24 protein-coding genes and 1 riboswitch are annotated in these 24,070 nt (G+C 44.9%); of the genes, 7 read left to right on the forward strand and 17 right to left on the reverse strand.

Features of this window, described 5'->3' with window-relative positions; translation table 11 throughout:
- Window positions 1-75 precede the first annotated feature (75 nt).
- Entirely contained in the window at window positions 76-1,062 is a 987-nt protein-coding gene (locus PR766_RS17585) for a hypothetical protein (RefSeq protein ID WP_006663016.1), read from the forward strand.
- 329 nt (window positions 1,063-1,391) lie between these two features.
- On the opposite strand, the gene dcuC is transcribed toward PR766_RS17585, so the two are convergent.
- The 14 genes from dcuC to PR766_RS17655 form a co-directional block, all read right to left on the reverse strand.
- Complete coding sequence (dcuC, locus tag PR766_RS17590) at window positions 1,392-2,765, reverse strand: C4-dicarboxylate transporter DcuC (RefSeq protein ID WP_006657053.1); 1,374 nt, start codon at window positions 2,763-2,765, stop codon at window positions 1,392-1,394.
- Window positions 2,762-4,015, reverse strand: coding sequence for a peptidase T (gene pepT, locus PR766_RS17595; protein ID WP_154636071.1), 1,254 nt, complete (start codon window positions 4,013-4,015; stop codon window positions 2,762-2,764). Before pepT ends, dcuC begins: the two co-directional genes overlap by 4 nt.
- A 571-nt stretch (window positions 4,016-4,586) precedes the next feature.
- Window positions 4,587-5,708, reverse strand: coding sequence for a 2-iminoacetate synthase ThiH (gene thiH, locus PR766_RS17600; RefSeq protein WP_036963419.1), 1,122 nt, complete (start codon window positions 5,706-5,708; stop codon window positions 4,587-4,589).
- Window positions 5,708-6,475: a thiazole synthase gene (locus PR766_RS17605; RefSeq protein ID WP_006657056.1), complete on the reverse strand. Its 768-nt coding sequence runs from the start codon at window positions 6,473-6,475 to the stop codon at window positions 5,708-5,710. Before PR766_RS17605 ends, thiH begins: the two co-directional genes overlap by 1 nt.
- A gap of 2 nt (window positions 6,476-6,477) precedes the next feature.
- On the reverse strand, window positions 6,478-6,678 hold the full coding sequence (gene thiS, locus PR766_RS17610; protein WP_006657057.1) for a sulfur carrier protein ThiS: 201 nt from the start codon (window positions 6,676-6,678) through the stop codon (window positions 6,478-6,480).
- A complete protein-coding gene (locus PR766_RS17615; RefSeq protein WP_036964974.1) occupies window positions 6,666-7,424 on the reverse strand; it encodes a HesA/MoeB/ThiF family protein in 759 nt (252 codons plus the stop codon). Before PR766_RS17615 ends, thiS begins: the two co-directional genes overlap by 13 nt.
- Window positions 7,414-8,091: a thiamine phosphate synthase gene (gene thiE / locus PR766_RS17620; RefSeq protein ID WP_006657059.1), complete on the reverse strand. Its 678-nt coding sequence runs from the start codon at window positions 8,089-8,091 to the stop codon at window positions 7,414-7,416. Before thiE ends, PR766_RS17615 begins: the two co-directional genes overlap by 11 nt.
- The gene (thiC, locus tag PR766_RS17625) at window positions 8,075-10,042 is read right to left on the reverse strand and encodes a phosphomethylpyrimidine synthase ThiC (protein ID WP_036963423.1); all 1,968 of its coding nucleotides are present in this window, start codon (window positions 10,040-10,042) and stop codon (window positions 8,075-8,077) included. The genes thiE and thiC overlap by 17 nt, the downstream gene beginning before the upstream one ends.
- 144 nt (window positions 10,043-10,186) lie before the next feature.
- Window positions 10,187-10,299: riboswitch (TPP riboswitch) on the reverse strand.
- Window positions 10,300-10,526: 227 nt separating this feature from the next.
- A complete protein-coding gene (locus tag PR766_RS17630) occupies window positions 10,527-11,204 on the reverse strand; it encodes an HAD family hydrolase (protein ID WP_154636070.1) in 678 nt (225 codons plus the stop codon).
- Between the two features lie 32 nt (window positions 11,205-11,236).
- Window positions 11,237-12,253, reverse strand: coding sequence for an ABC transporter ATP-binding protein (locus PR766_RS17635; RefSeq protein ID WP_154636069.1), 1,017 nt, complete (start codon window positions 12,251-12,253; stop codon window positions 11,237-11,239).
- On the reverse strand, window positions 12,250-13,065 hold the full coding sequence (locus PR766_RS17640) for an ABC transporter permease (protein ID WP_036963425.1): 816 nt from the start codon (window positions 13,063-13,065) through the stop codon (window positions 12,250-12,252). Before PR766_RS17640 ends, PR766_RS17635 begins: the two co-directional genes overlap by 4 nt.
- Complete coding sequence (locus tag PR766_RS17645; protein WP_154636068.1) at window positions 13,052-13,954, reverse strand: ABC transporter permease; 903 nt, start codon at window positions 13,952-13,954, stop codon at window positions 13,052-13,054. The genes PR766_RS17640 and PR766_RS17645 overlap by 14 nt, the downstream gene beginning before the upstream one ends.
- Window positions 13,954-14,772, reverse strand: coding sequence for an alkaline phosphatase family protein (locus PR766_RS17650; protein WP_006657065.1), 819 nt, complete (start codon window positions 14,770-14,772; stop codon window positions 13,954-13,956). The genes PR766_RS17645 and PR766_RS17650 overlap by 1 nt, the downstream gene beginning before the upstream one ends.
- Window positions 14,773-14,795: 23 nt before the next feature.
- Window positions 14,796-15,848 carry an ABC transporter substrate-binding protein gene (locus PR766_RS17655; RefSeq protein ID WP_036963429.1) on the reverse strand — a complete coding sequence of 351 codons (1,053 nt, stop codon included), beginning with the start codon at window positions 15,846-15,848 and terminating at the stop codon, window positions 14,796-14,798.
- Window positions 15,849-16,076: 228 nt separating this feature from the next.
- Here PR766_RS17655 and nudC point away from each other — a divergent pair, with 228 nt between their 5' ends.
- From nudC to PR766_RS17685, 6 genes are all read left to right on the forward strand, one after another.
- The gene (gene nudC / locus PR766_RS17660) at window positions 16,077-16,865 is read left to right on the forward strand and encodes an NAD(+) diphosphatase (protein ID WP_006663007.1); all 789 of its coding nucleotides are present in this window, start codon (window positions 16,077-16,079) and stop codon (window positions 16,863-16,865) included.
- Between the two features lie 88 nt (window positions 16,866-16,953).
- Window positions 16,954-18,018: a uroporphyrinogen decarboxylase gene (gene hemE, locus PR766_RS17665; RefSeq protein ID WP_154636067.1), complete on the forward strand. Its 1,065-nt coding sequence runs from the start codon at window positions 16,954-16,956 to the stop codon at window positions 18,016-18,018.
- A gap of 136 nt (window positions 18,019-18,154) precedes the next feature.
- A complete protein-coding gene (nfi, locus tag PR766_RS17670) occupies window positions 18,155-18,826 on the forward strand; it encodes a deoxyribonuclease V (protein WP_154632632.1) in 672 nt (223 codons plus the stop codon).
- A 74-nt stretch (window positions 18,827-18,900) separates the two neighbouring features.
- Window positions 18,901-19,488 carry a YjaG family protein gene (locus PR766_RS17675; RefSeq protein ID WP_006657070.1) on the forward strand — a complete coding sequence of 196 codons (588 nt, stop codon included), beginning with the start codon at window positions 18,901-18,903 and terminating at the stop codon, window positions 19,486-19,488.
- 199 nt (window positions 19,489-19,687) lie between these two features.
- Window positions 19,688-19,960, forward strand: coding sequence for an HU family DNA-binding protein (locus tag PR766_RS17680; RefSeq protein ID WP_006657071.1), 273 nt, complete (start codon window positions 19,688-19,690; stop codon window positions 19,958-19,960).
- A 32-nt stretch (window positions 19,961-19,992) separates the two neighbouring features.
- Complete coding sequence (locus PR766_RS17685; RefSeq protein WP_006657072.1) at window positions 19,993-20,676, forward strand: DUF1481 domain-containing protein; 684 nt, start codon at window positions 19,993-19,995, stop codon at window positions 20,674-20,676.
- A gap of 236 nt (window positions 20,677-20,912) precedes the next feature.
- Here PR766_RS17685 and purD read toward each other — a convergent pair whose 3' ends face one another.
- The 3 genes from purD to PR766_RS17700 all read right to left on the reverse strand — a co-directional run.
- Window positions 20,913-22,199 (reverse strand): phosphoribosylamine--glycine ligase, encoded by a 1,287-nt coding sequence (purD, locus tag PR766_RS17690; protein ID WP_006657073.1) that lies wholly within the window; start codon window positions 22,197-22,199, stop codon window positions 20,913-20,915.
- Window positions 22,200-22,214: 15 nt separating this feature from the next.
- Entirely contained in the window at window positions 22,215-23,804 is a 1,590-nt protein-coding gene (gene purH / locus PR766_RS17695; protein WP_036963432.1) for a bifunctional phosphoribosylaminoimidazolecarboxamide formyltransferase/IMP cyclohydrolase, read from the reverse strand.
- Between the two features lie 60 nt (window positions 23,805-23,864).
- On the reverse strand, window positions 23,865-24,070 hold a 206-nt coding region (locus tag PR766_RS17700; RefSeq protein ID WP_006663001.1), incomplete at its 5' end, for a hypothetical protein.

Raw genomic sequence — 24,070 nt, forward strand, 5'->3', positions numbered from 1 at the left:
AGTATTATATAAATATATTATTAAAATGTGAAGATCCAATATATTAAATGCTATGAATTTAACAGGAATATAAAGATGGGTAAGAGTACAGAAAATAATAGTATTGAAAATGATAATGAAATGACCGCTTCTAATAGCTCAATCAGTGGCATGGCTTCGTTTGGTGCGCCAAGTATTATGGTAAATCAAACTTCTCAGCTTGTTACAGGGACTGGGGATATTGCTTTAGACCTAGTAGTCGTCATTGACACGAGTGGATCAATGTCTGATGAGTCAGCTGATTTAAGCCAACAAATTGATGCTGCTATTGAAAAAGCAGCAGCCAATTGCCCATCACACTTAAGAGCCACATTTTTGGGGATTCAAGGTGTTTGGGCTGGTACGAAGTTTGATCAATCGGTGAGTGATTACCTTATCTTAAAAGGTGTCAACGAAAGTAGCTTACAAGCTCGCTTACCGTTCAAAGAAGCCGATGGTATTGACCATGCAGGGAATAAAGAAGATCTCTGCCGTGCAGTTATCGATGTGAGTAAATACTTTGATTGGCGTGATGGTGCGCGCCGAGCCATTTTTGTCCTAGGTGATGAAGGAATGGAAGGTGGTGGAGGGAGACTCACCAGCGCGGCCATTGCCAAAAATAATGAGGCGATTGAAATTGCCCAACATGCCCATGTCAAAGTGTATACCTATCAAGGAACGCCGGATGATGCGCCAACGAACCTCGACCGTTTTCCAACGCTTGCGGACAGAGACCGCGTGACCAAAGAGTATGCTCGCTTAGCGGATAAAACCGGTGGCCGCTCTTATATATACACCACGGGTATTGCTAACTTCGGTCTCGTACTGCAAGAAATTCTCTGCGACAGTTTGATTCCGCCAACGATTCCAAATCCAGATAGCTCAGGGCGTTCAGAGTGTGCGAATGTGTGTGACCAGTTGCCTACGATTTTAGGAACGGTAAATACGCTCGCTGAGATTATGAACAAGGCAATAGATGCTTGTTGTGGTAACGATGATCATCATAGCCATCATCACCATTCAGATTGCCAGTGTAAACGTTAAACACAAAAGGCCTGCGAATTGCAGGCCTAAATAATAGTGGCTATTTCAGCTTAAATTTAAGGTGACCTACAATCCCAGGTCTACGCATCAATGATGGTAATAATACATTATTATTAACGGATAATATGCAGAATGAATGGCGACAAGTTATTCTATCCCCAAAATTTAGCGTAAAGTTGAGAGTATCTGAGTATATAAATGATATGACTCTGTGCGAGGGCTGGTTTTGATGATTTCTTATCTTATAAAAATAAAGTCCTCAATGGTAACCATTGGGACCTTATTTAAATACGTTGATGTCACTACATTACCGTGAGTTCAGTCGAGATTTAGTAAAAAATCCCAATGATTGCACAGTGAGCGACAAAGCCGACCATCAACGGTACTGCCGTTCGTTTCACCACATCAAATGGCTGTAGTTTAGCGCCACTGGATACGGCAATGATGACCCCAGATACAGGTGACATACCACGACCCATATGGGAAGCCTGTTGCATTGGTAAGATCATCGCAATTGGGTTAACGCCCATACTATGCGCAATTTGTGGAATTAATTCCACGAATGCTAAGAATGGCGCATTACCTGAACCCATAATGATTGCGGCGGCTAAGGTGACTAATGCGAACACAATCGCCATCGCAAACGGCGGTAAGCCAACGGATTCAGCGCCTAGAATAAGCTGGTCGATTGCTCCACTGACTTTAATACCGTGAGCAAATACACCTGCAGCGACTAACAGCCCTACGACGTTACTAAACGCATGACCCATCCCATTCAGGAAAGTTTGGAAGCCATTACACACTTGCTTGAAGTTACGCACTCGCACGGTTTCCAATACCATACAAATCGCCATAGCAATCAGTACGATGGTCACAACGTCGAGGTGAATTCCCTCAAAAAACAGGTTGGAAGAACCGACCGCCATGATAATTGGCAGCATCGGTAAAATCGCATAGTAGCCTGGTACCGATTTTGCGGTTGTTTCTTTATCATGGGATTGCACTGCTTTACCGATTTCAGGTACAAAGCCTTGTTTTCGATCACAATGACGCTGCCAAAAAATATGGGTAATCCCGACAACCAGCACTGTCGCTAATGCCGCAGGACCTTGGTAGTAAAGGACATACTCAACGACTGACATATCGACAGCTTTTGCACCACGAATAGCATCAATCGCAGTTGGTGTATAAGCTACACCAAGGGATGTAGCGATAACCCCAGCGGCTGACGCAGGTGATAAACCCAAACCGATCATAATTGGGAACATGGTTCCCATTAATAATACGGCTAAGCCTGTTGCCGACGGAATGGCTAACTGTAAGATACTCGCTAGTAAGAAGGAGAAAAACAGCAATACATAAGGAGAACGCATATTTTTCAGTGGCTTAGTTGCTACGCGAACCACGGCTTCGTTTGCACCGATATGATCCATATAGTGAGCGAAACCCATCAGAGCCATGATCATCAAACCAAGATCTGCGGCACGGCTACTGAATAGATCGCGCATGACTTCAAATGGGTCAAGCCAAGTGATACCGGTGGTTGCTACGCTTTTTGGTAGGATAGGTCCCCAGCCTAGAGCTAGGGTGCAAATCATCAAAACTAAACCTGCAATTAACAGCACAGGCTCAGCTTTGTATCCTTTTAAAATAAAGCGAGCAACCAAAACAACGATAATCAGAACCGTTAGAATTGGGATCATGCTTTAGCTCCTGGTTTGAAGCGTTCAGCGGTGATTTGCACCACTTGTTTCAGCACATCACTGGCGGCATACAGAGATTTCACGGGTAGGTACTCATAGATGGAGTGGAAGTTGTGTGCACCGGTGAAAATATTTGGACAAGGAAGCCCGTTTTGTGAAAGTGCTGCGCCATCGTAGCCACCACGCATTGGGATCACTTTTGGTGTGATACCACAGGCTTCATAAGCTGCGTGAGCAATATCGATTGGGTAACGGTTTTCACCTTGTAGACTGTTGTAGACGTTTGAATAACGGTCTGCCAATGTGCAAGTGACGCTCTCTGGTCCCCACAAATCTTCACAGTGATCCGCTAATTTTTTCAGGAATGCCATACGAGCGCAGTAGCCCTCTTCGGTAAAGTCACGCACATCCATTTTCAGAACGGTACGCGCACTGTTACCCGACATCTGTTTAACCCAATAATAGCCTTCGCGATTTTCGGTATATTCAGGCGCTTCACCACCCGGCAGCATCGCAATAAATTTTTGCGCCATCAGCAGAGAGTTCACCAGCTTACCCTTTGCGGACATTGGGTGAGCAGATTTACCTGTGAAGACGATTTCAACATCGCCCGCGTTCCAGTTTTCATACACGAGCTCGCCAATACCACAACAGTCTAATGTGTAAGCAAAATCTGCACCAAATTCTTTTACATCAAAAACTTTAGCACCACGTAGACCTTGCTCTTCATCAGGAACGAAGCCTACTTTGATATCACCATGTTTGATATCAGGGTTTTGTTTAAAGTATTGCAGCATATCCATAATTGATGCGATGGCGGCTTTATCATCGGCACCTAATAAGCTGGTTCCATCGGTCACAATAATGTCATCGCCGAGATAGTTTTCTAATTCAGGAAACTCACTTTTACGGAGGTAAATATTGAGCTCTTTATTCATGCAAATATCTTCGCCGTTATAAGGCAAAATTTGTGCTTTGGTGTCGTTAGTCTGCTCTGCACTGGTATCGAGGTGACCAAAGAAGGCGACAGTAGGAACTTTATAATCAAGATTTGAAGGCAATGTTGCTGTGACGATAGCCGTATCGCGCAGTTTAATATCCTGTAAGCCTAAACCTTCTAATTCTTGAACTAACTGTTTAGCAAGGACGCGCTGACCTTCTGACGATGGCATGATACCTGCTGCGCCTTTTTCCCTATTTGTGGTGGTATTAATTTTGGTATAAGAAATAAAACGGTCAACAATATTCATTATTCTCATTCTCCAGCATCATTATGATGCATTATTTTTATACTTTTGTTCTTTCAACGAAGGTAAAGCACCCTCATTGCTATATTCTTTTATCATGAATTATGAGGAAATAAATATCTGACCAGTTATTTTTTTGATTGAAGACACAGAGTGATTAAAAAAGATGAATATGAGTAGCAATGTTTTCTAATTTAACTAGAATATGCACACACTAAGCAAGGTGTTATTGTTTAATTTATCTAATTGATATACATTGGTTATTTCAGATGTCTTACCGCGAATTATATTTAATGCTAGATATTCATCTTTCTTAACGTAAATTGATATTTAACGAAGGTAATGAAAAATTAAATTTCAGTTATATTATTATCGTAATGTCATTAGATATTAAAAAATTATTAAAATAAATTTTAAATATTATTGGGTTTTTAACTTCATCTCTATTTTTAATTATTACTCGAGTTTTTGTGATCGATTTAATATTATAATTTAAAAAATTAAACATGGCGTTCTATGAGTTCCATTTGATGGGAAATATTCCGGAAAATATTTCCCATCGATAAAACATAAATTAACGTCCTAAATAACCATCCCAGTCTTTCCAAACGGGCTGTAATCCAGCCTGAACTAAGGCATGTGCGACTTGAGCTGCACTGCGATTATCATTTGGTGAAAATTGTTCTAACTCGGTTTTTGAATCTGCATAGCCCCCTGGTTGCGTTTTCGATCCAGCGCTGACGTTGTTAATTGCCAGTGGTACCACATGATCACGAAAATAAGGGGATTCGCGGGTAGAGAGAGAAAGCTCTACCGTCGGTGCAAGCAAACGAAACGCACAGATCAGCTGAACTAGCTCGGCATCTCCCATTAACGAAGCGGGTTCAATTCCCCCAGCGCAAGGGCGTAAACGCGGAAATGAAATAGAATATCGGCTTTGCCAATAGTGTTGTTGCATATACAGCAGATGCTCTGCCAGCATATAGCAATCTGTTCGCCAACTACTGGAAAGTCCGATTAATGCGCCTAATCCAATCTTATCGACACCCGCTTGTCCAAGACGTTCAGGTGTGGCTAACCGCCAGTGAAAGTCCTGCTTTTTACCTTTCAAATGGTGAAGCTGATAAGTGGCTTCATGGTAGGTTTCTTGGTACACCATGACCCCATCTAACCCAAGGGTTTTTAGCTCGCGATATTCTTCAGTGCCCAAAGGTTGAACTTCCATCATCAACGAGCTGAAATAAGGACGAATTACGGGGAGATAACGGCGAAAATAGTCCATACCCACTTTGGTTTGGTGTTCACCAGTTACCAGCAACAAACTGTCAAAGCCAATTTGGCGAATGGTTTCACATTCACTGATGATTTCGGCTTCATCAAGGGTTTTGCGTTTAATACGGTTACTCATTGAAAACCCGCAATACGTGCAGTCATTTGCGCACAGATTGGAAAGGTACAGTGGGACATAAAAACCGACCGCATGACCAAACCGTTGGCGAGTAAGGCGTTGGGCTTTTTGAGCCATCGGCTCGATATAATGTCGCGCTGCGGGCGAAAGTAGCGCCATAAAATCATCGAGGGTCAAAGTATCACGTTGCAGCGCCTGTTCTACATCTGCAGCTGTTTTTCCATTAATCCGTAATGTGAGGTCATCCCAATCCAGCTGTTCCCAACGTTCACGGAAACTTCTGTCCATTACAGTGCCTCCAAAAATTGCGTTAGTGGGCTGGAAGCCTCAGCGTGTTGTTTCTGAGCGGCAAGTCCACTTTGGCGTGCGAGTTGTGCCGCTTCAATCGCCATTTTAAATGCTTGAGCCATTAGCTTAGGCTGCTTGGCAACGGCGATGGCGGTATTCACTAGCACGGCATCTGCCCCCATTTCTATGGCTTCGGCAGCGTGGCTTGGTGCACCAATACCAGCATCTACAACAACAGGGACGTTAGCTTGCTCGATAATAATCTGGAGCATCTCTTTCGTTACCAAGCCTTTATTGGTGCCAATTGGCGCGCCGAGAGGCATCACTGCTGCACAACCCACTTCTTCTAGCCGTTTGCATAAAACAGGGTCAGCACTGCAATAAGGTAATACCACAAAGCCTTCTTTGACTAACTGCTCTGCAGCTAGCAATGTTTCAACCGGGTCAGGAAGCAAATAGCGCATATCGGGATGAATTTCTAATTTAACCCAATGGGTGCCAAGTGCTTCACGGGCAAGACGCGCGGCGAAGATAGCTTCTTGGGCATTTTTTGCACCTGATGTGTTGGGAAGTAACTTAACGCCAAGTTCTTGAAGTGGTTGTAAAATTCCGTCATCTTGCCCACGTAAATTGACGCGTTTCATCGCCATGGTCACCAGCTGGCTACCAGAGGCTTGAATGGCTTGTTGCATTAAGGCTGGCGTAGCAAATTTACCGGTTCCAGTGAATAAACGTGATTGAAATGTGACATCAGCAATTTTTAACATTATTAACCCCCTGCGATGGCTTGAAACAGCAGAATGTTGTCTTGTTCATTAACAAAATGGCTTTCCCACTGGCTTTTGGGAATGATGACTTGATTGATCGCCAGTGCAGAGCCTGATGGATTTTGTTCGAGCTGAGTGAGCAGCTGGTGGAGGGTAATAGGACCTTCTACCTCCATCGGCTGGTCATTGATTATGATATGCATGTGACCTCTCGGCAGACAGGGCACTGTTTTGACGGTGTCAGTTGCAAGGTATTCCATTGCTGCTGTTTTCCATCAAACAGGCGCAATTTTCCACTTAATGGGGACGGTAACCCCACCAGCAATTTGATAGCTTCTAAGGCTTGTAAGGTACCCATCACGCCAACAACGGGACCTAAAACACCCGCGGTACGGCAGTTGCGTTGCGGTTCTTCTTGGTCGGGATACAAACATGCATAACAACCAAATTGAAATGGGGGCTCAAGTACCATTAGTTGTCCGCCAAAACCCACAGCGCTGCCGCTGACTAATGGTGTATTGCTGGCAACACAGGCAGCATTGACCGCATGGCGAGTCGCCATGTTATCGCAGCAGTCGAGAACCAGATTCACCTGTTCCACCAGCGGGAATAAGCTATCAATATCTAATTTCTGTTGGAAAATACGCGTTTTGGTATGAGGATTGAGCTGCTTTAAGCGGGCAGCGGCTAGCTGTGCCTTGGATTGGTTAATATCCTGCGTATTGTAGAGGACTTGGCGCTGTAAGTTAGAAATATGCAAATCATCATGATCGGCTATCCATAATTCACCCACACCCGCACCGGCTAAATACAGGCTTGCAGGGGAACCCAGCCCGCCTAAGCCAACAATCAACACTTTACTATCTTTGAGTTTTTGTTGCCCTTCAGGGCTGACGTCCTCAAGGAGTAACTGGCGACTATAACGCATAAATTCGTGATCATTGAGCATGGTCGTTATCCTTTAAGCGAGAAGCTGGTTCAATCAAATCAAGAAGCGTTTGAGTGGCAGCTTGCCAATCTTCTGCTTGGGTTATCGCGCTAACAACAGCGATGCTACCTACGCCCGTGTCGAGTACGGCTGGCACTCGCTCAATAGAAATTCCACCGATTGCCACCGTCGGAAATTCGGGTGTCGCGATAACCATCCGTTTTAGTGCTTCTAAACCTTGTGGTGTGGATGGCATCTGCTTGGTTTGGGTGGGAAAAATATGCCCAAGTGCGATATATGATGGACGAATGGATTTGGCGATCGCGACCTCATCGGGATCGTGGGTGGAGATCCCCAGCCGTAACCCCGCTTGATGAATGGCGATAAGGTCGGTTGTGTCCAGATCTTCTTGTCCCAAATGTACGCCATATGCCCCTAACTCTACGGCTAAACGCCAATAGTCATTAATAAATAATCGGGCATTATGTTGCTTGCCAAGTGCAATCGCGCGCTGAATTTGCTCATGAACTTCGCTATCTTGTTTGTCTTTGATTCGTAATTGCAAGGTGGAAACACCTGCATTTAGCAGGCGTTCAATCCATTCAACCGAATCCACGACAGGGTACAGACCAAGGCGATGCTCAGTCTGTGGAAATGGACTCTTCGGTAATTTAAGCGTTTTGTTCATCACTCACGACCTCAGTAATCTCAGCCCCATGATAGAGCTCACTTCCGTGGGCGCGAAAAGCTTCAGACATCTGCTCCATTCCCGCTTCTTTTTGTGCCGCATAGTCACGAACTTCTTGGGAAATTTTCATTGAGCAGAATTTTGGTCCACACATTGAGCAGAAGTGAGCTATTTTCCCAGAAGCTTGGGGTAGGGTTTCATCGTGATATTTACGCGCCGTTTCTGGGTCGAGGGCAAGATTAAATTGGTCTTCCCAACGGAACTCAAAACGCGCTTTGGACATCGCGTTATCACGAATTTGCGCACCTGGATGACCTTTTGCTAAATCAGCTGCATGGGCGGCAATTTTGTAGGTAATTAGCCCTTGTTTGACGTCTTCTTTGTTCGGTAAACCAAGGTGCTCTTTGGGGGTGACATAGCACAACATTGCACAGCCAAACCAACCAATCATGGCGGCACCAATACCGGAAGTGAAATGATCATAACCCGGCGCAATATCCGTCGTTAGAGGACCTAATGTATAGAATGGCGCTTCATGGCAGTGCTCTAATTCTTCGGTCATATTGCGACGGATCATTTGCATTGGCACATGCCCCGGACCTTCAATCATCACCTGTACATCGTATTCCCATGCGATCTTGGTCAGTTCGCCTAAGGTATGTAATTCTGAGAATTGGGCTTCGTCGTTAGCATCTTGTACAGACCCCGGACGCAGCCCATCCCCTAATGAGAGTGAAACATCATAGGCGGCGCAAATTTCGCAAATTTCACGGAAATGTTCATACAGGAAGTTTTCCTGATGGTGGGATAAACACCATTTCGCCATGATAGAACCGCCACGGGAAACAATGCCCGTCAGACGTTTAGCTGTCATTGGTACATAGCGCAGTAATACGCCAGCATGGATAGTAAAGTAATCAACGCCTTGTTCTGCTTGTTCTAACAGCGTATCGCGGAACATTTCCCAAGTGAGGTTTTCGGCAACGCCATTCACTTTTTCCAGAGCTTGATAGATAGGCACTGTGCCGATTGGCACTGGACTATTACGCAAAATCCACTCGCGGGTTTCATGTATATAGCGACCTGTCGATAAGTCCATAACAGTGTCTGCGCCCCAGCGCGTGGACCAAATCAGTTTTTCTACCTCTTCTTCGATAGATGAAGTCACCGAAGAGTTACCGATATTAGCGTTAACTTTCACTAAGAAATTACGCCCAATAATCATCGGCTCAGATTCAGGATGGTTAATATTGGCAGGGATAATTGCGCGACCCGCAGCGACCTCTTGGCGTACAAACTCAGGTGTAATATTGTCTGGTAAAATAGCCCCAAAACTTTGCCCCGGGTGTTGTTGGCGCAATACTTCGCTGCGAATACGCTCACGCCCCATATTTTCACGAATAGCGATAAATTCCATTTCTGGAGTCACTATGCCTTGGCGCGCATAGTGTAGCTGAGTGACGCATTTTCCGGTTTGGGCTTTCAGCGGTGCAGGGCGATTATTAAAACGCAGGTGGTCTAAGCCCGCATCCGCTAAGCGCTGTTGGGTAAAGTCCGAGCTGAGATTCTCAACAGCAACGGTATCGGCGCGTTCATGGATCCACGGCGCACGGATTTTTTTCAACCCCTTATGCACGTTGAGTTCAGAAGCGGGATCGCCGTAAGGACCTGAAGTGTCATACACAGGAACGGCTTCATTATCTTCAAATTTGGGATTCTCTTTATCACCGCCGATGAGTGTTGGAGAGAGCTGAATTTCGCGCATAGGCACTTGGATATCGTCCCGTGAGCCTAGGAGATAAATACGTTCGGAGTTAGGGAATGAAACGCCGGAAATGGTATTGATAAAGTCTTCCGCGGCATCACGTTGCGCTTTTCGGGTACGTGCTGGCGCAGCTTTAGGTGAAATATCGGTACTCGGTATAACAGAATTATTCGTATTATTGGACATAGCAATTTCCTGACATCGTCACAGGCTATACGGCGTAGTGCGCCAATAGCGGGTTTATCGAAAGAAAGTTGCTTGTCTGGAGTTCGGAGGAGTAATGGTGTGGCATTGCAACGAAATATCCACCAAGGGCGGGGAAGATCGTGCGAGAAGATTACTCTTGTTCCCTTCGCGGGTATTAACCCGATCAGGTTCCGCGGATCCCGAATTAACGGTCTCAGCCTGATGTTTGCACATGCTAGGCACTCCGACAAGAGCATTCAGTATAGAGTTTCCCCGTCATTCTTCAAGCGATAAGTGCGTTGGCTTCTCTCGGCTACCCGAGTCACATACTTGTGTATGCTCCTCGGGATATCCTCGCTTGCCGCCTTCTTCTCACTCGAATAATTTAGAGGAACCTTTGAAAGGCAGTTAGTTAAAAACCTAAAAATCCAAAACCTAGAAATTAAGAGTTAAAAGTTAAAACTAGGTTGGCTAAATAGGGGTTTTACAAACTCCACGAATATTGTGACCAGTGGTTTTCATTGGCGGCTTGGAGAAGGCGTGAGTCGCCGTTGATAATGAACGTCTCATCGGCGAAATGACACATTGGTAGGTCATTGGCGGAATCGGTGTAGAAATAAATATACGCATCGGTGATTGGCTGGTGGGAGATCCACTGTGTTAAACGCTTAACTTTACCTTCTTTAAAGGTCGGAATACCGTCAACTTCGGCCGTGTAGCAGCCATTTGAACGCTTAATATCGATTCCCATGGAGACGTCAGCTCCAAGACGATCAGCGATTTTGTTCACAATAAACGACACGGTTGCCGAGATCACAATGATCGGGATCCCTTGCGATCGGTATGATGTGATCGTACTTAAGGCCGTTGGGTAAACACGTGGAAGGATAATCGTCTCAACAAAATCCTCTAGCCATTCATCGACTAGCTCTATCTTGATGCCTTCGAGAGTCTGCAAATTAGACTTTAAGTAAGTCACCATATCCAAATTGCCGGCGTTGTACAGTTCCATCATCTCTTTATCGGCTTCGACGAAACGCGGGTCTGTGATGATTTTTTTATCCCACAAATATTGTGTCCACAGCACGCTGCTGTCTCCGCGAATAAGCGTATCGTCTAAATCAAAAATAGCTAATTTGGTTTGTGTAGACTGGTTTGGCATGAGGTTCCTTTCAATGGCTCACTTATTGCTGATTAACTTAGCGCTCGAATTTCATTTTTATTAAACATTAACTCAAGGTGCGTGCCCGGTTCAAACAAACGTTCAGAAGAGCGATTAAGAAGATCTACCGTCATATCGCCAGCAGGGGTATTGACGCTGTAGCGAATGATATTTCCGAGCAGTTGGTGGTCAAGGATCACTGCATCTACAGGTGCAGAAATATGGCTACCATACTGTCTTCCCGTTTCACGAACATAAATAGATTCTGGGCGAATGGCGAGAGTTCCTTGTAAATTGACACCTAGCATCCCATTGGCTTTCTCGGCATCGACTAAATTGTAATGTCCCATAAAGCGTGCGACAAATTCAGTGGCAGGTTGAGTATAGATGTTTTCAGCGGTATCGCTTTGAATAATTGCGCCTTTATTCATTAAAAAAATGCGGTCAGACATAATCATCGCTTCATCTTGATCGTGAGTGACGAAAATGGTCGTGAGCCCGAGTTCGCGCTGGATCTCACGAATTTGTTGGCGCAGGTGCTTGCGAATACGGGCATCAAGCGCCGATAACGGTTCGTCGAGAAGCAAAATTTGCGGTTTCATCACCAGTGCGCGCGCAAGTGCGACACGTTGGCGCTGACCTCCCGAAAGTTGATGCGGGTATTGGTTCTCTTTGCCTTGTAGCTCAACTATATCAATCACTTCGCAAACCGCTTTGTTGCGTTCAGTCGCAGACACTTTTCGCATCTTTAATCCAAAGGCAATATTCTCCGCGACGGTCATGTTTGGGAATAAGGCATAGCTTTGAAATACCATACCCACCCCACGCTGTTGAGCGGGCTGGTGAGTGATATTTTGGCGGTTAATATAGAGTTCCCCGCTATCGGGTTGCTCCAGCCCCGCAATACAACGGAGTAAGGTGGATTTTCCGCAGCCACTTGGCCCGAGTAAGGTAATAAATTCGCCTTTTTCAATCGTAAATTGGATATCGGAGAATACCTGATTTTGACCAAAGGATTTGGTTAGATTTTCAGCAATGACGTAGCTCATCGTTCGTCTCCCGCACGATTCAAGCGAGTTGCTAACCCTGTGAGCAGCAACGTAAATAGGAAGTAGGACATCACCAATGCCGAGGTAAAGTGTCCGCTGGTTTGGCGCATATTGAAGAGATAGATCTGCAAGGTTTCGAAACGGGTTCCCACTAGAATATTAGCAAACACGAATTCGCCCATTAAAAATGAAAAAGAAATTAGCAAAGACACCAATAACCCTTTACGGATATTTGGGAGCACTATCATTAAAAAGGCTTTAAACGTGCTGGCGCCGAGTAAATGGGCGGCATCCATTAAGTCATGCAGGTTGATCCCTTGGAAACTATTGGCGAGTGCGCGGTACATAAATGGCAATGTGATAGTGAAGTAAGTACCAATTAGAATCCACGGCGTACCGACCAACATAAATGGCTCATCGGCAAAAATTTGCAGTAAGCCGACGGAAGAGACAACGGGCGGTATCGCAAAAGGAAGAATGATTAATAAATCCATCAACCCTTTGAGCTTTGGAAAGCGGTAAAACACGGCGAAAGTCATCGGTAAAATGACCAGTACGCTGATCAGTAATGTGCCAAAGCAGATCAAGAGCGATCGTCCAAATGCCATTAAAAAGCGCGGATCTTGCCACAGTTGCAGATACCATTTTATGGAAAGGGCATCAGGCATAATCGTCGCGCCCCATGAGCTCGAAATGGAGTAAACAAAGGTGGCGATAATTGGCAGCGCAAGAATGGTGGCAACAGTGCCGAGCACCATTTTATGAAACAGTAAACTCGGTGTTTTTGGGCTACGAATATTAGGATTTAGCATGGTAGCTCCGCTTTAATAGCCAGTGGTGAATCGCTGTGATAAACCCAAGGATCGCAATCAAAACAACGGACAGTGCAGCTGCCATATTGGGTTCTAAGAATAGGTCGCCAGAGACAAGACTGGCAATGCGGATAGTCACTAAGTTGTAGTTTCCACTGGTCAATGCATAAGTGCTGGCATAGGCGCCAACCGCATTGGCCACTAAGATAATAAACGTGCCTAGCAAGGCAGGGGAAATCACCGGAATACCTACTTTCAGCCAATAAGTGAGCTTGCTTGCCCCCATGGTCTTAGCCGCATCTTCCCATTCAGGTTTTAAGGCATCAAATGCAGGGTAAAGTAGTAAAATTCCCAGCGGGATTTGGAAATAGATATACAGGAGCATCAAGCCGCTGGCGCTGTAGATATTAAAATCATCAATCCATCCCCACGCTTTAAGCTGTAAGGTAATTGCGCCGTTAAAACCTAAAATAATGATAAACGCGAAGGCTAATGGGACACCGCTAAAATTGCTCGCCATGGTGGTAAACGAAATCATAAAATTGCGCACTTTGCCCTGCATTTTATAAATAGAGAATGCAGTAACACAGGCAATAAGCAGACCAACAACACTACAAATTAGTGATAACCATAAGGTGTTTTGAAACGCTTGTAGATAGAAATCGTTGGTGAAGATTTCAACGTAATTTTCAAAAGACCACGCTTCTTCATAGACAAAACTGTTGAATAACACCCAAATCATGGGGGCAATCTGAAACAGGTAAAATAAGATAATAAACGGTACAATTAATAGTGCTGCACGCCAGTGAAAACGCACATTGGGCTTATTTAACATCGCTAGGCTTCCCCTGTGTTGATGGGGGGGATCACTTGCTGGAATATCTGCCATTAGCGACCTCCTGCCAGTAAATCATCACAGACAGTTTTGTTTGAGAAAGGTACACCAAGTAACTGGCAAACCGTGCCACAAATCGCGGTTTGTTCTATGAGCACATCGGGTTGGTGAGAAAAGGCATTCCCGATAGTTAGCAGCGGTACCGTGCACTCTTCCGGTAAGATTCCCCCGTGGCTACGGTCATTATTCATCCCGTGGTCACTGGTGATGATGATTTGGTAGCCTTGCGCGATCCACATTGGTAGATAGCGGGATAAATAAATATCTGCTTTACGGGCGGCGTTGCGGTATTGCGGAGAATCGAATCCAAATTTATGACCCGCATCATCAATATTCATCGGGTGGATCAGCAAAAAATCGGGGTCATGCTGGGTACGTAGGTATTCAGCGTCCATAAAGAGATGGTCATCAGGGTAATGGTCTGCTTGGTAAAAGCATCCATGCTGAATAGGAAGCTGTTTATCATGGGTAAATCGGTCGCGATTCGCATCAAAAGGTGCGCGGTTATACAATTCACTGACCCAATAATAGGCAGCGGCAGCGGTGGTTTTACCTGCTTGGTGAGCCAGTGAAAAGATGCTCTCGAAGTGAGAAAGTCGCACCACATCGTTGTTGACGATGCCACTTTGAACGGGGGCGATCCCCGTCAAAATACATTCGTACAGTGGGCGCGACATAGACGGGAGTTCACACTCCATTTTATAAAGTGTTGCACTGTCGGCTTTGATAAGACCATTGAGATAGCCCATACATTGATGGGCTACTGAATAACTTAAACCGTCAAGAACAACAAGTATGACTTTTTCAGACATCAGACTGTGGTTCCTAATCGCAATTATTGTTGGTGAATTAACACTTGTTGCTGCCACATTTTCGGTAAATTACGCGATGACTTTTCCCAACCTTCGGCATCTTTGATCGGATGAACATTTTTATACTGTTCTTCTGGAAGTAATTTAGCTTGGATTTCTGCTGGCAATGTTAGGTGTTGAGCACGAATAGGGCGCGCATAACCTTCTGCAAGATTGATTTGCCCTTTATCACTAAAAATAAATTCGCGAGCTAATTTTGCAGCATTCGGATTTTTGGCGAATTTGTTGATGATGGTGGTGTAACCGGAGATCACGCTACCGTCAGATGGGATGACGACAATAAATCGGTCGCGGTTGATTTGGTCACGATAGTTCAGGGCATTAAAGTCCCATAAAATACCGACTTCAACTTCACCTTTTTCAATATTGGCAACGGTTGGGTCATTCACAGATAAACGTTTTTGTTTGGCGAGCTCACCGAAAAATTCAATAGCAGGCTTCAGATTATTTTCATCGCCGCCACGAGCAAATGCCGCCGCTAAAACCGCATTATTGGCTTGTGCGGCAATACCGACATCCCCTACGGTAACTTTATATTTACCTTTGAGTAAGTCATCCCAGCTTTTTGGTGTGTCTTTAACTAAGTCTTTATTGATCATGAACGCGATAGTACCGGTATAAGCCAGCGCCCAATGACCATCTTTATCTTTTGCCCAGTCCGGCACTTGTGACCAAGTGGTCGGTTTGTACGGCTGAGTCACGCCTTTTTGTACGGCAACCGGTCCAAAGGACGCGCCCACGTCACCGATATCCGCTGTGGCATTATTTTTCTCAGCGGCAAACTTTGCGATTTCTTGCGCGGAGCTCATGTCCGTATCTTGATGTTTTAAACCATATTGAGCCGATAAATCTTGCCATGTGCCTTTCCAGTTTGCCCATGTGTCAGGCATCCCAACGCTATAAACTTGACCTTCTTTTTTTGCAGCTTCGATAAGTTTGGTTAAATCACTGTCAGCGGCAAAAGCCATTTGAGAGGCGCTGAGTGACAGTAAAATTGCAGGTACGATAGCTTTCATCTTGTTTCTCTCTCTATAAGAGTCGCCGTATTGGTTAATTGGCATGCTAATTATTCAAGATGACAATGAATTGACGGTTGTGTGACACTTTTTAGACGTAGTGACTTTAAAATGTCTAAAAAGTGTCAAAATGATGAAAGGGGAGTGACGAATCAAACGGTTGTATGCCAATCTATAAAACAAGCGTATCTTTAACCGCAATAAAAAGTGTTGAAATAGAGAACCATAATGAATAAACACACATTAGCAGGAACGGAAAGTGGCTGGTGGTTTGTCTGTTTTGCGGGTCGCCTATGGCTACCGCAAGGCGATATTCCTCGAGGCGCAGCGCAACAATTTGGATTAACCGGAAAATTAGCAACACCGATTGGCGAATGGCAAGGGGAAGTTGTTTGGTTGATTGCGGAAAAAATGCCATCAGACATGGCATCCCCTCGCGTAGTGGCTTCTCAAGATGAAGGCTTATTTCGCCTTGCTGGGCGAGGTGTACAATTAGCTGAGTTTTATCGCTCACACCGCTATTGTGGCTATTGCGGTACGGCGATGCGTCATAGTTCTACGGAGTGGGCATGTTTGTGTGACCACTGCCATGAGCGTTACTACCCGCAAATCGCACCTTGTATTATCGTCGGTATTCGTCGTGATGATCATATTTTGCTGGCACAACATCGTCGCCATTCACAAAATCCGCTGTTCACGGTGTTAGCTGGGTTTGTGGAAGTGGGGGAAACCTTAGAAGAGGCAGTGGCTCGCGAAGTGATGGAAGAGAGCCATATAAAAGTGCGGAATATTCGTTATGTCTCTTCCCAGCCATGGCCATTCCCTCATTCGCTGATGATGGGCTTTTTAGCAGACTATGATGGTGGGGATATTCAAGTGGACCCCAAAGAGTTGGTCAGCGCTAATTGGTATCACTATAACGACCTACCGTTAATCCCCCCAGGTGACACAATTGCTCGGCGATTAATTGAAGATACGGTGGTGCTATGCCGTCAATTTGATGAAGATAACCACTAATTGCGCTGGCGCTGATATTGTTTCCCTTTGCTGGTATAATATGGCGCCTTAGCCATTTGCGGCGGCCACAATAATAATGGAGTAAATAATGACTGAGTTGAAAAATGACCGCTATCTACGTGCGTTGCTACGTCAACCTGTAGATGTGACCCCAGTTTGGATGATGCGTCAAGCAGGGCGTTACCTACCAGAATATAAAGCAACTCGCGCAGAAGCTGGTGATTTTATGTCTTTATGCAAAAACACCGAGCTGGCGTGTGAAGTGACTTTACAGCCATTACGTCGTTTTCCATTAGACGCCGCAATTCTCTTTTCTGATATTTTAACTATCCCTGATGCAATGGGGCTTGGGCTCTATTTTGAAGCAGGGGAAGGTCCTCGTTTTAAGAAACCAGTAGCAAGCGCTGCGGATGTCAAAAATATTCCAGTTCCTGATCCTGAAATGGAGCTGGGTTATGTGATGGACGCCGTTCGAGCCATTCGTAAAGCGTTAAAGGGGGATGTACCTCTGATTGGTTTCTCTGGTAGCCCGTGGACATTAGCGACTTATATGGTGGAAGGCGGTAGCAGTAAAGCATTCACCAAAATTAAAAAGATGATGTATGAAGATCCAAATACGCTTCATTTACTGCTTGATAAACTCGCCGATAGCGTGATTTTGTATTTGAATGCACAGGTGCGAGCAGGTGCTCAATCTCTGATGATTTTCGATACATGGGGTGGCGTGCTGACTAAGCGCGATTATTTAGAGTTTTCCCTACGCTATATGCATAAAATTGTCGATGGCTTAATCCGTAAAAATGAAGGGCGTCGTGTTCCAGTCACGCTGTTTACGAAAGGTGGCGGCCAGTGGCTAGAAGAGATGGCAGCGACAGGTTGTGATGCGTTAGGTCTTGATTGGACGACTGAAATTGCAGATGCGCGCCGTCGCGTAGGTGACCAAGTCGCACTGCAAGGGAATATGGATCCTTCTATGTTATATGCGCCGCCTGCGCGTATTGAACAAGAAGTCCAGCATATCTTAGCGGGTTTTGGTCAAGGCGAAGGGCACGTATTCAACTTAGGTCATGGTATTCACCAAGATGTTGAGCCTGAACATGCAGGTGCTTTTGTGGATGCTGTTCATCGTTTATCTCGTCAGTATCATCTGTAGTTTCTAAGACACAATAGAGGTAGAGCGGAGTAGCTTTCTACCTCTATCTGAACCTCTTAATATGTGATGCATTTACTGGATCTTGTAAGTGCATCATTATCATCTATGATTAATCCTTATTAACGGTGGTCCCGTGATGGTGATTGATACTCAGCAACTACGAAAACAGCAGATTCAGTTAGCCGAAAGAGTGATTTTGCAGGATGAATTTGTTCCCCCTCATTTTATTGGTGGTGCGGATGTTGGTTTTGAGCAAGATGGCACGGTGACTCGCGCGGTGATCGTGGTGTTATCATGGCCTGATCTGCAATTAGTTGAGTATCAAATAGCTCGGGTACCTACTCAGTTACCTTATATTCCAGGGTTACTTTCGTTTCGCGAAGTGCCCGGTCTAATGGCAGCATGGGAAAAAACCCAACAAAAACCCGACTTAGTGCTGGTGGACGGTCAAGGTATTGCGCACCCACGGCGTTTTGGTGTAGCTTGCCATTTTGGATTACTTGCCAATGTACCGACAATAGGGGTAGCTAAAAGTCGTTTATGTGGTGATGATGTTGAGCTCAATGCAGAACCTGAAAGTGTCCAAATATTGAAGGTGGGTCAAGAGCAGTTAGGGTGGGTTTATCGCAGTAAAAAACGGTGCAATCCTTTATATGTTTCTCCGGGTCACAAAGTCAGTTTTATTTCCTCGTTAGAGTGGGTAAAACGGTGTATTCAGGGGTATCGATTACCGGAACCGACCCGATTTGCTGACGGAATTGCTTCTAATCGAACATTTTTTAAGCGAATGAATGAGAAAATTGGCTAATTATCAGCAAAATATGTGGCATTGGCAGATTTTCAGGTAAACTGCGAAGTATTGAGATTGATGAGTCAGAAATTATGTTAAGAAATCCTATTCATTTGAGGTTAGAGAAACTAGAAAGCTGGCAGCATGTGACCTTCATGGCATGTCTGTGCGAGAGAATGTATCCTAACTATCAAATGTTTTGCCAGCAAACTGAATTTGCTGATGTGAAGGTTTATCGTGCCATCCTTGATTTAATCTGGGAAACCTTGGTTATCAAAGATAGCAAAGTCAATTTCGACAATCAGTTAGAAAAGTTAGAAGAAATTATTCCAGTCGCCGATGACTTCGATATGTACGGTGTTTATCCCGCTATCGACGCTTGTATTGCTTTAGGTGAACTCATCCACGCTAAATTGAGTGGTGAAACCCTTGAACACGCAATCTTAGTCAGTGAAGCATCGATTCGTACTGTTGCTATGCTGGAAATGACCCAAGCAGGGCGTGAAATGACTGATGAAGAGCTAAAAGACGTGCCCGCTGTGGAAGAAGAGTGGGACATTCAGTGGGACATTTTCCGCTTATTAGCCGCTTGCGAAGAACGAGACTTAGAGTTAATTAAAGGATTAAGATCTGACCTCCGTGAAGCGGGTGTCAGCAATATCGGCATTACTGTTGCCTAAATTTTGCGTTTTTATGCGTGAAAACGTGACTTAAAGCAGTAATGCTGTGTACTAAGACTTCACATTTACCCCTACTCTGTTCTACATTTAGGGGCGAGAAGAAGTGGCTATCGGGGGCGTGTATCAGGGGCTGTCTATCTGGCATATCCGACGCACTCGATGCTTTGCAAACGATAAACACACTGTGTAAGGATAATTTATGAACAAGACTGAATTAGTTGATGCTATCGCAGAATCAGCAGATCTGACTAAAACTCAAGCTAAAGCAGCTTTAGAAGCAACTCTGAGCGCAATTTCAGATTCTCTGAAAAGCGGCGAAGCAGTACAACTGGTCGGTTTCGGTACTTTTAAAGTTAGCCACCGTGCAGCTCGTACCGGTCGTAACCCTCAAACTAAAGCAGAAATCCAAATTCCTGCAACAACTGTACCAGCGTTCTCTGCCGGTAAAGCACTGAAAGACGCTGTAAAATAAGTACATTGTCTACGAGAATTACCAGAGGGGGTATGAAGTTACCCCTTTTGTTTATTCGTCAAAGGTTGCTGGTATTGGGAGCAGTCTCAATACTAAGCGCCTGTTCTTCTAATTCGCCTCGACTCCCTGAGTTTAGTGCCAGCGGATTTATTGCCGATGAAGGCGTAATCCGAATGTGGAGACTGAATGATGCGAAGAGTCAGCCGTTGGTCTTAATGGTGGTGTATAGCCCCTATAAAAGAACCGATACCTCAGTTAATTTCTTCGAATATCGTGATGGCAAATTGTGGCAGATTCGCAGCCAGGTCCTTAATCAAGGGGTCAATAACATCACTGAGCAACTGCGCTTTAGTAAAGATAATGAAATTGTGTTTATGCAGCGCGCGCAAAACAATATCAAAACTCCACTGTCTTCCGATGACATTAACCGTTGGCGTTTTGAAGCTGACCGTATCTTGGATATTAATACCGCGTTGATTGTCGGTGGTGTAGAGCTACACCAAGGACATTGGAAGCAAGGTAAAATTACCACTTGCAGCGGTGATGAACGCAAAGTGACGTTTGAGCCGTATGCCCAGAAATGGTTAGATGACAGAGCAAAAGTGTGGACGAAAGAGTTGAATCTGGCATGGTTAGAGTCACCAGAGGGAAATCAGCTTTTGATGGTGGCGGATACTAATTTTTGCAGCTGGCAGCCTTCTAAAGATTCGCTCTAATCTCACCGCTCGTCGTCTTTCGAACCACAGCTGTATTGCTACGTTCGTTCACTCTAGTCACATACTCATGTATGCTCCTAGAGATTCTCTCTCTTGCAGCTTTGCTGTGATTCGAAAGACTTAGAGCCATTGGCTGGGTGAAGGTCAAAGGCAAAAAGCAAAAATTCAAAAGCAAAAAGCTGATAAAAGTTTCCTCTTATCAGCTTGTGGGTTATTTGCTTCTATTATTTGTTCTATTACTTAATACGAGCGATGGCACGGTAGCCGATATCGTTGCGATAGAAGCTGCCAGACCAATTGATAGTCTTGGCAACTTCATACGCTTTAGCTTGGGCTTTTGCGATGTCATTACCTAACGCAGTGACACACAGAACGCGTCCGCCGGCAGTGACGACTTCACCTGCTTGGTTTAGCTTGGTACCTGCGTGGAACACTTTGCTATCAGCAGCTTCTGATGTTGGTAGACCCGAAATCACATCGCCATTGCGATAATCCCCCGGGTATCCACCTGCCGCAATCACGACACCGAGCGCTGGACGTTCATCCCACAGGGAATCTTTACCTGCGAGTTCACCTTTAGCACCCGCTAAACACAGAGCGACTAAATCAGATTGCAAGCGCATCATAATTGGCTGAGTTTCAGGGTCGCCAAAGCGGCAGTTAAATTCGATCACTTTCGGATTGCCAGCTTTATCAATCATCAAGCCCGCATATAAGAAACCTTGATAGCGATTACCTTCTTGATCCATCCCTTTAACAGTTGGATAAATCACTTGCTCCATCACACGCTGGTGAACTTCATCAGTGACGACGGGAGCGGGTGAATAAGCCCCCATGCCACCCGTGTTTAAACCTGTGTCACCATCACCAACGCGTTTATGATCTTGGCTAGTTGCCATTGGAATGACATTTTCACCGTCAACCATAACAATAAAGCTGGCTTCTTCACCATCTAAGAATTCTTCAATAACAATACGATGACCAGCATCACCGAACGCGTTGCCAGCCAGCATATCATGTACCGCATCTTTAGCTTCTTGCAGCGTCATGGCGACAATCACACCTTTACCAGCAGCAAGACCGTCAGCTTTGATAACGATTGGAGCGCCAACTTTATCTAAATATGCCAGAGCGGGTTCAATTTCAGTAAAGTTTTCATAGGCCGCGGTTGGGATATTGTGACGGGCTAAAAAATCCTTAGTGAACGCTTTAGAACCTTCTAATTGAGCAGCACCTTGGGTTGGACCAAAAATGGTTAAACCTGCTTGTTTGAAGGCATCAACGACACCAATCACTAAGGGAGCTTCGGGACCCACGATGGTTAAACCAACTTGTTTATCTTTGGCAAATTGCAGTAAGCCATCAATGTCAGTTGCTGAGATATCGACATTTTCCAATGCTGGCTCAAGAGCAGTACCCGCATTACCCGGTGCAACATAGACTTTGTCTGCTAATGGAGATTGAGCTGCTTTCCATGCCAAAGCGTGTTCGCGACCACCGCCACCAATAATCAGAATATTCATAGAAACCCCTAGCAATTAATGACGGAAATGACGCATGTTAGTGAAGATCATTGCGATACCGTGCTCATTTGCTGCGGCAATCACTTCATCATCACGAATAGAACCACCTGGTTGGATAACGCAAGTTACACCAACAGCGGCAGCCGCATCGATACCATCACGGAATGGGAAGAATGCATCAGATGCCATAGCACAGCCTGCAACTTCTAAACCTTCGTCAGCAGCTTTGATACCTGCAATTTTTGCGGAGTAAACACGGCTCATTTGGCCAGCGCCAATCCCGATGGTCATGTCATTTTTAGAATAAACAATCGCATTTGATTTCACGAATTTGGCGACTTTCCAACAGAATAGTGCGTCTTTTAATTCACGCTCAGTTGGCTGACGTGTTGTCACAACGCGTAAATCTTCGGCTTCTACCATACCTAAGTCACGGTCTTGAACCAATAAACCACCATTCACGCGTTTGAAATCCAAACCGGCAGCAGGTTTGCTCCATTCACCGCACACCAAAACGCGCACGTTTTGTTTTGTTGATAAAGAAGGTAGAGCATCTTCTGCAATTGAAGGCGCTATAATCACTTCAACAAACTGGCGTTCAATGATGGCTTCTGCGGTTGCTTTATCTAACTGGCGGTTAAACGCGATGATGCCACCAAATGCAGAGGTTGGGTCAGTTTTGAATGCTTTATCATAAGCGGCATGAATATTCTCGCCAATGGCAACGCCACAAGGGTTAGCGTGTTTAACGATCACGCAGGCTGGTTCATCGAACGACTTCACACATTCCAGAGCTGCGTCGGTATCCGCGATATTATTATAAGAAAGTGCTTTACCTTGAATTTGGTTAGCCGTCGCAATAGAGGCTTCTTTCAGGTTCTCTTCTATATAGAAAGCGGCATCTTGATGGCTGTTTTCGCCATAGCGCATATCTTGTTTTTTAATAAAGTTTAAATTCAAGGTACGAGGGAAGCGACCAGATGGTTGAGTTGTATCACCGTAGTATGGTGCAACGAGCTCGCCAAAATAGTTAGCAATCATGCTGTCATAAGCGGCGGTATGTTCGAAGGCTTTGATGGCTAAGTCAAAGCGTGTTGACCAGTTCAGCGAATTTTCGTGGTTATCCATCTCTTCGATAATTTTGCTGTAGTCATTACTATTAACTACGATAGCCACGTCTTTATGGTTCTTTGCTGCTGAGCGAACCATTGTTGGACCACCAATATCGATATTCTCAACCGCATCTTCTAATGTACAGTTTGGTTTTGCGACGGTTTGAGCAAATGGATAAAGGTTTACAACCACCATATCAATAGGTGCGATGTCATGTTGCTGCATGATGGCGTCATCTTTACCACGACGACCTAAGATCCCACCATGCACTTTCGGGTGCAGAGTTTTAACACGTCCATCCATCATTTCAGGAAAACCTGTGTAATCTGAAACTTCAGTGACCTTAAGGCCTTGCTCTGCTAATAATTTAGCGGTTCCACCAGTAGAAAGCAGTTCAACACCACGGTGAGAAAGCGCCTTAGCGAATTCAACAACCCCTGTTTTATCAGACACACTAAGCAGGGCACGGCGAATAGGACGAAGCTGTTGCATGAGATAGATCCCTTGGATTTGGATAAAGAAGCAATATCTATATATAAGTCACTTACAATTTCAGAGCATCAAAATAAAATCAATGCCGAATTTTCGCGCTAATTGTAGCGCAAACGTTTGCGTAATGCGCGGACTTTTTTCACTATTTTTTCCGTCTGTGGATAAATCTGTGCGTAAGTGGGTATAACTAGGGGTTTTGCTGTGGAATGCAGCAGTTGAACTAAAAACCGTAAAAAATCTTAAAAAAAGGGTTGCAGGAATTCTGC

The sequence above is a fragment of the Providencia sp. PROV208 genome (genome assembly GCF_028479465.1).
GTDB lineage: Bacteria > Pseudomonadota > Gammaproteobacteria > Enterobacterales > Enterobacteriaceae > Providencia > Providencia alcalifaciens.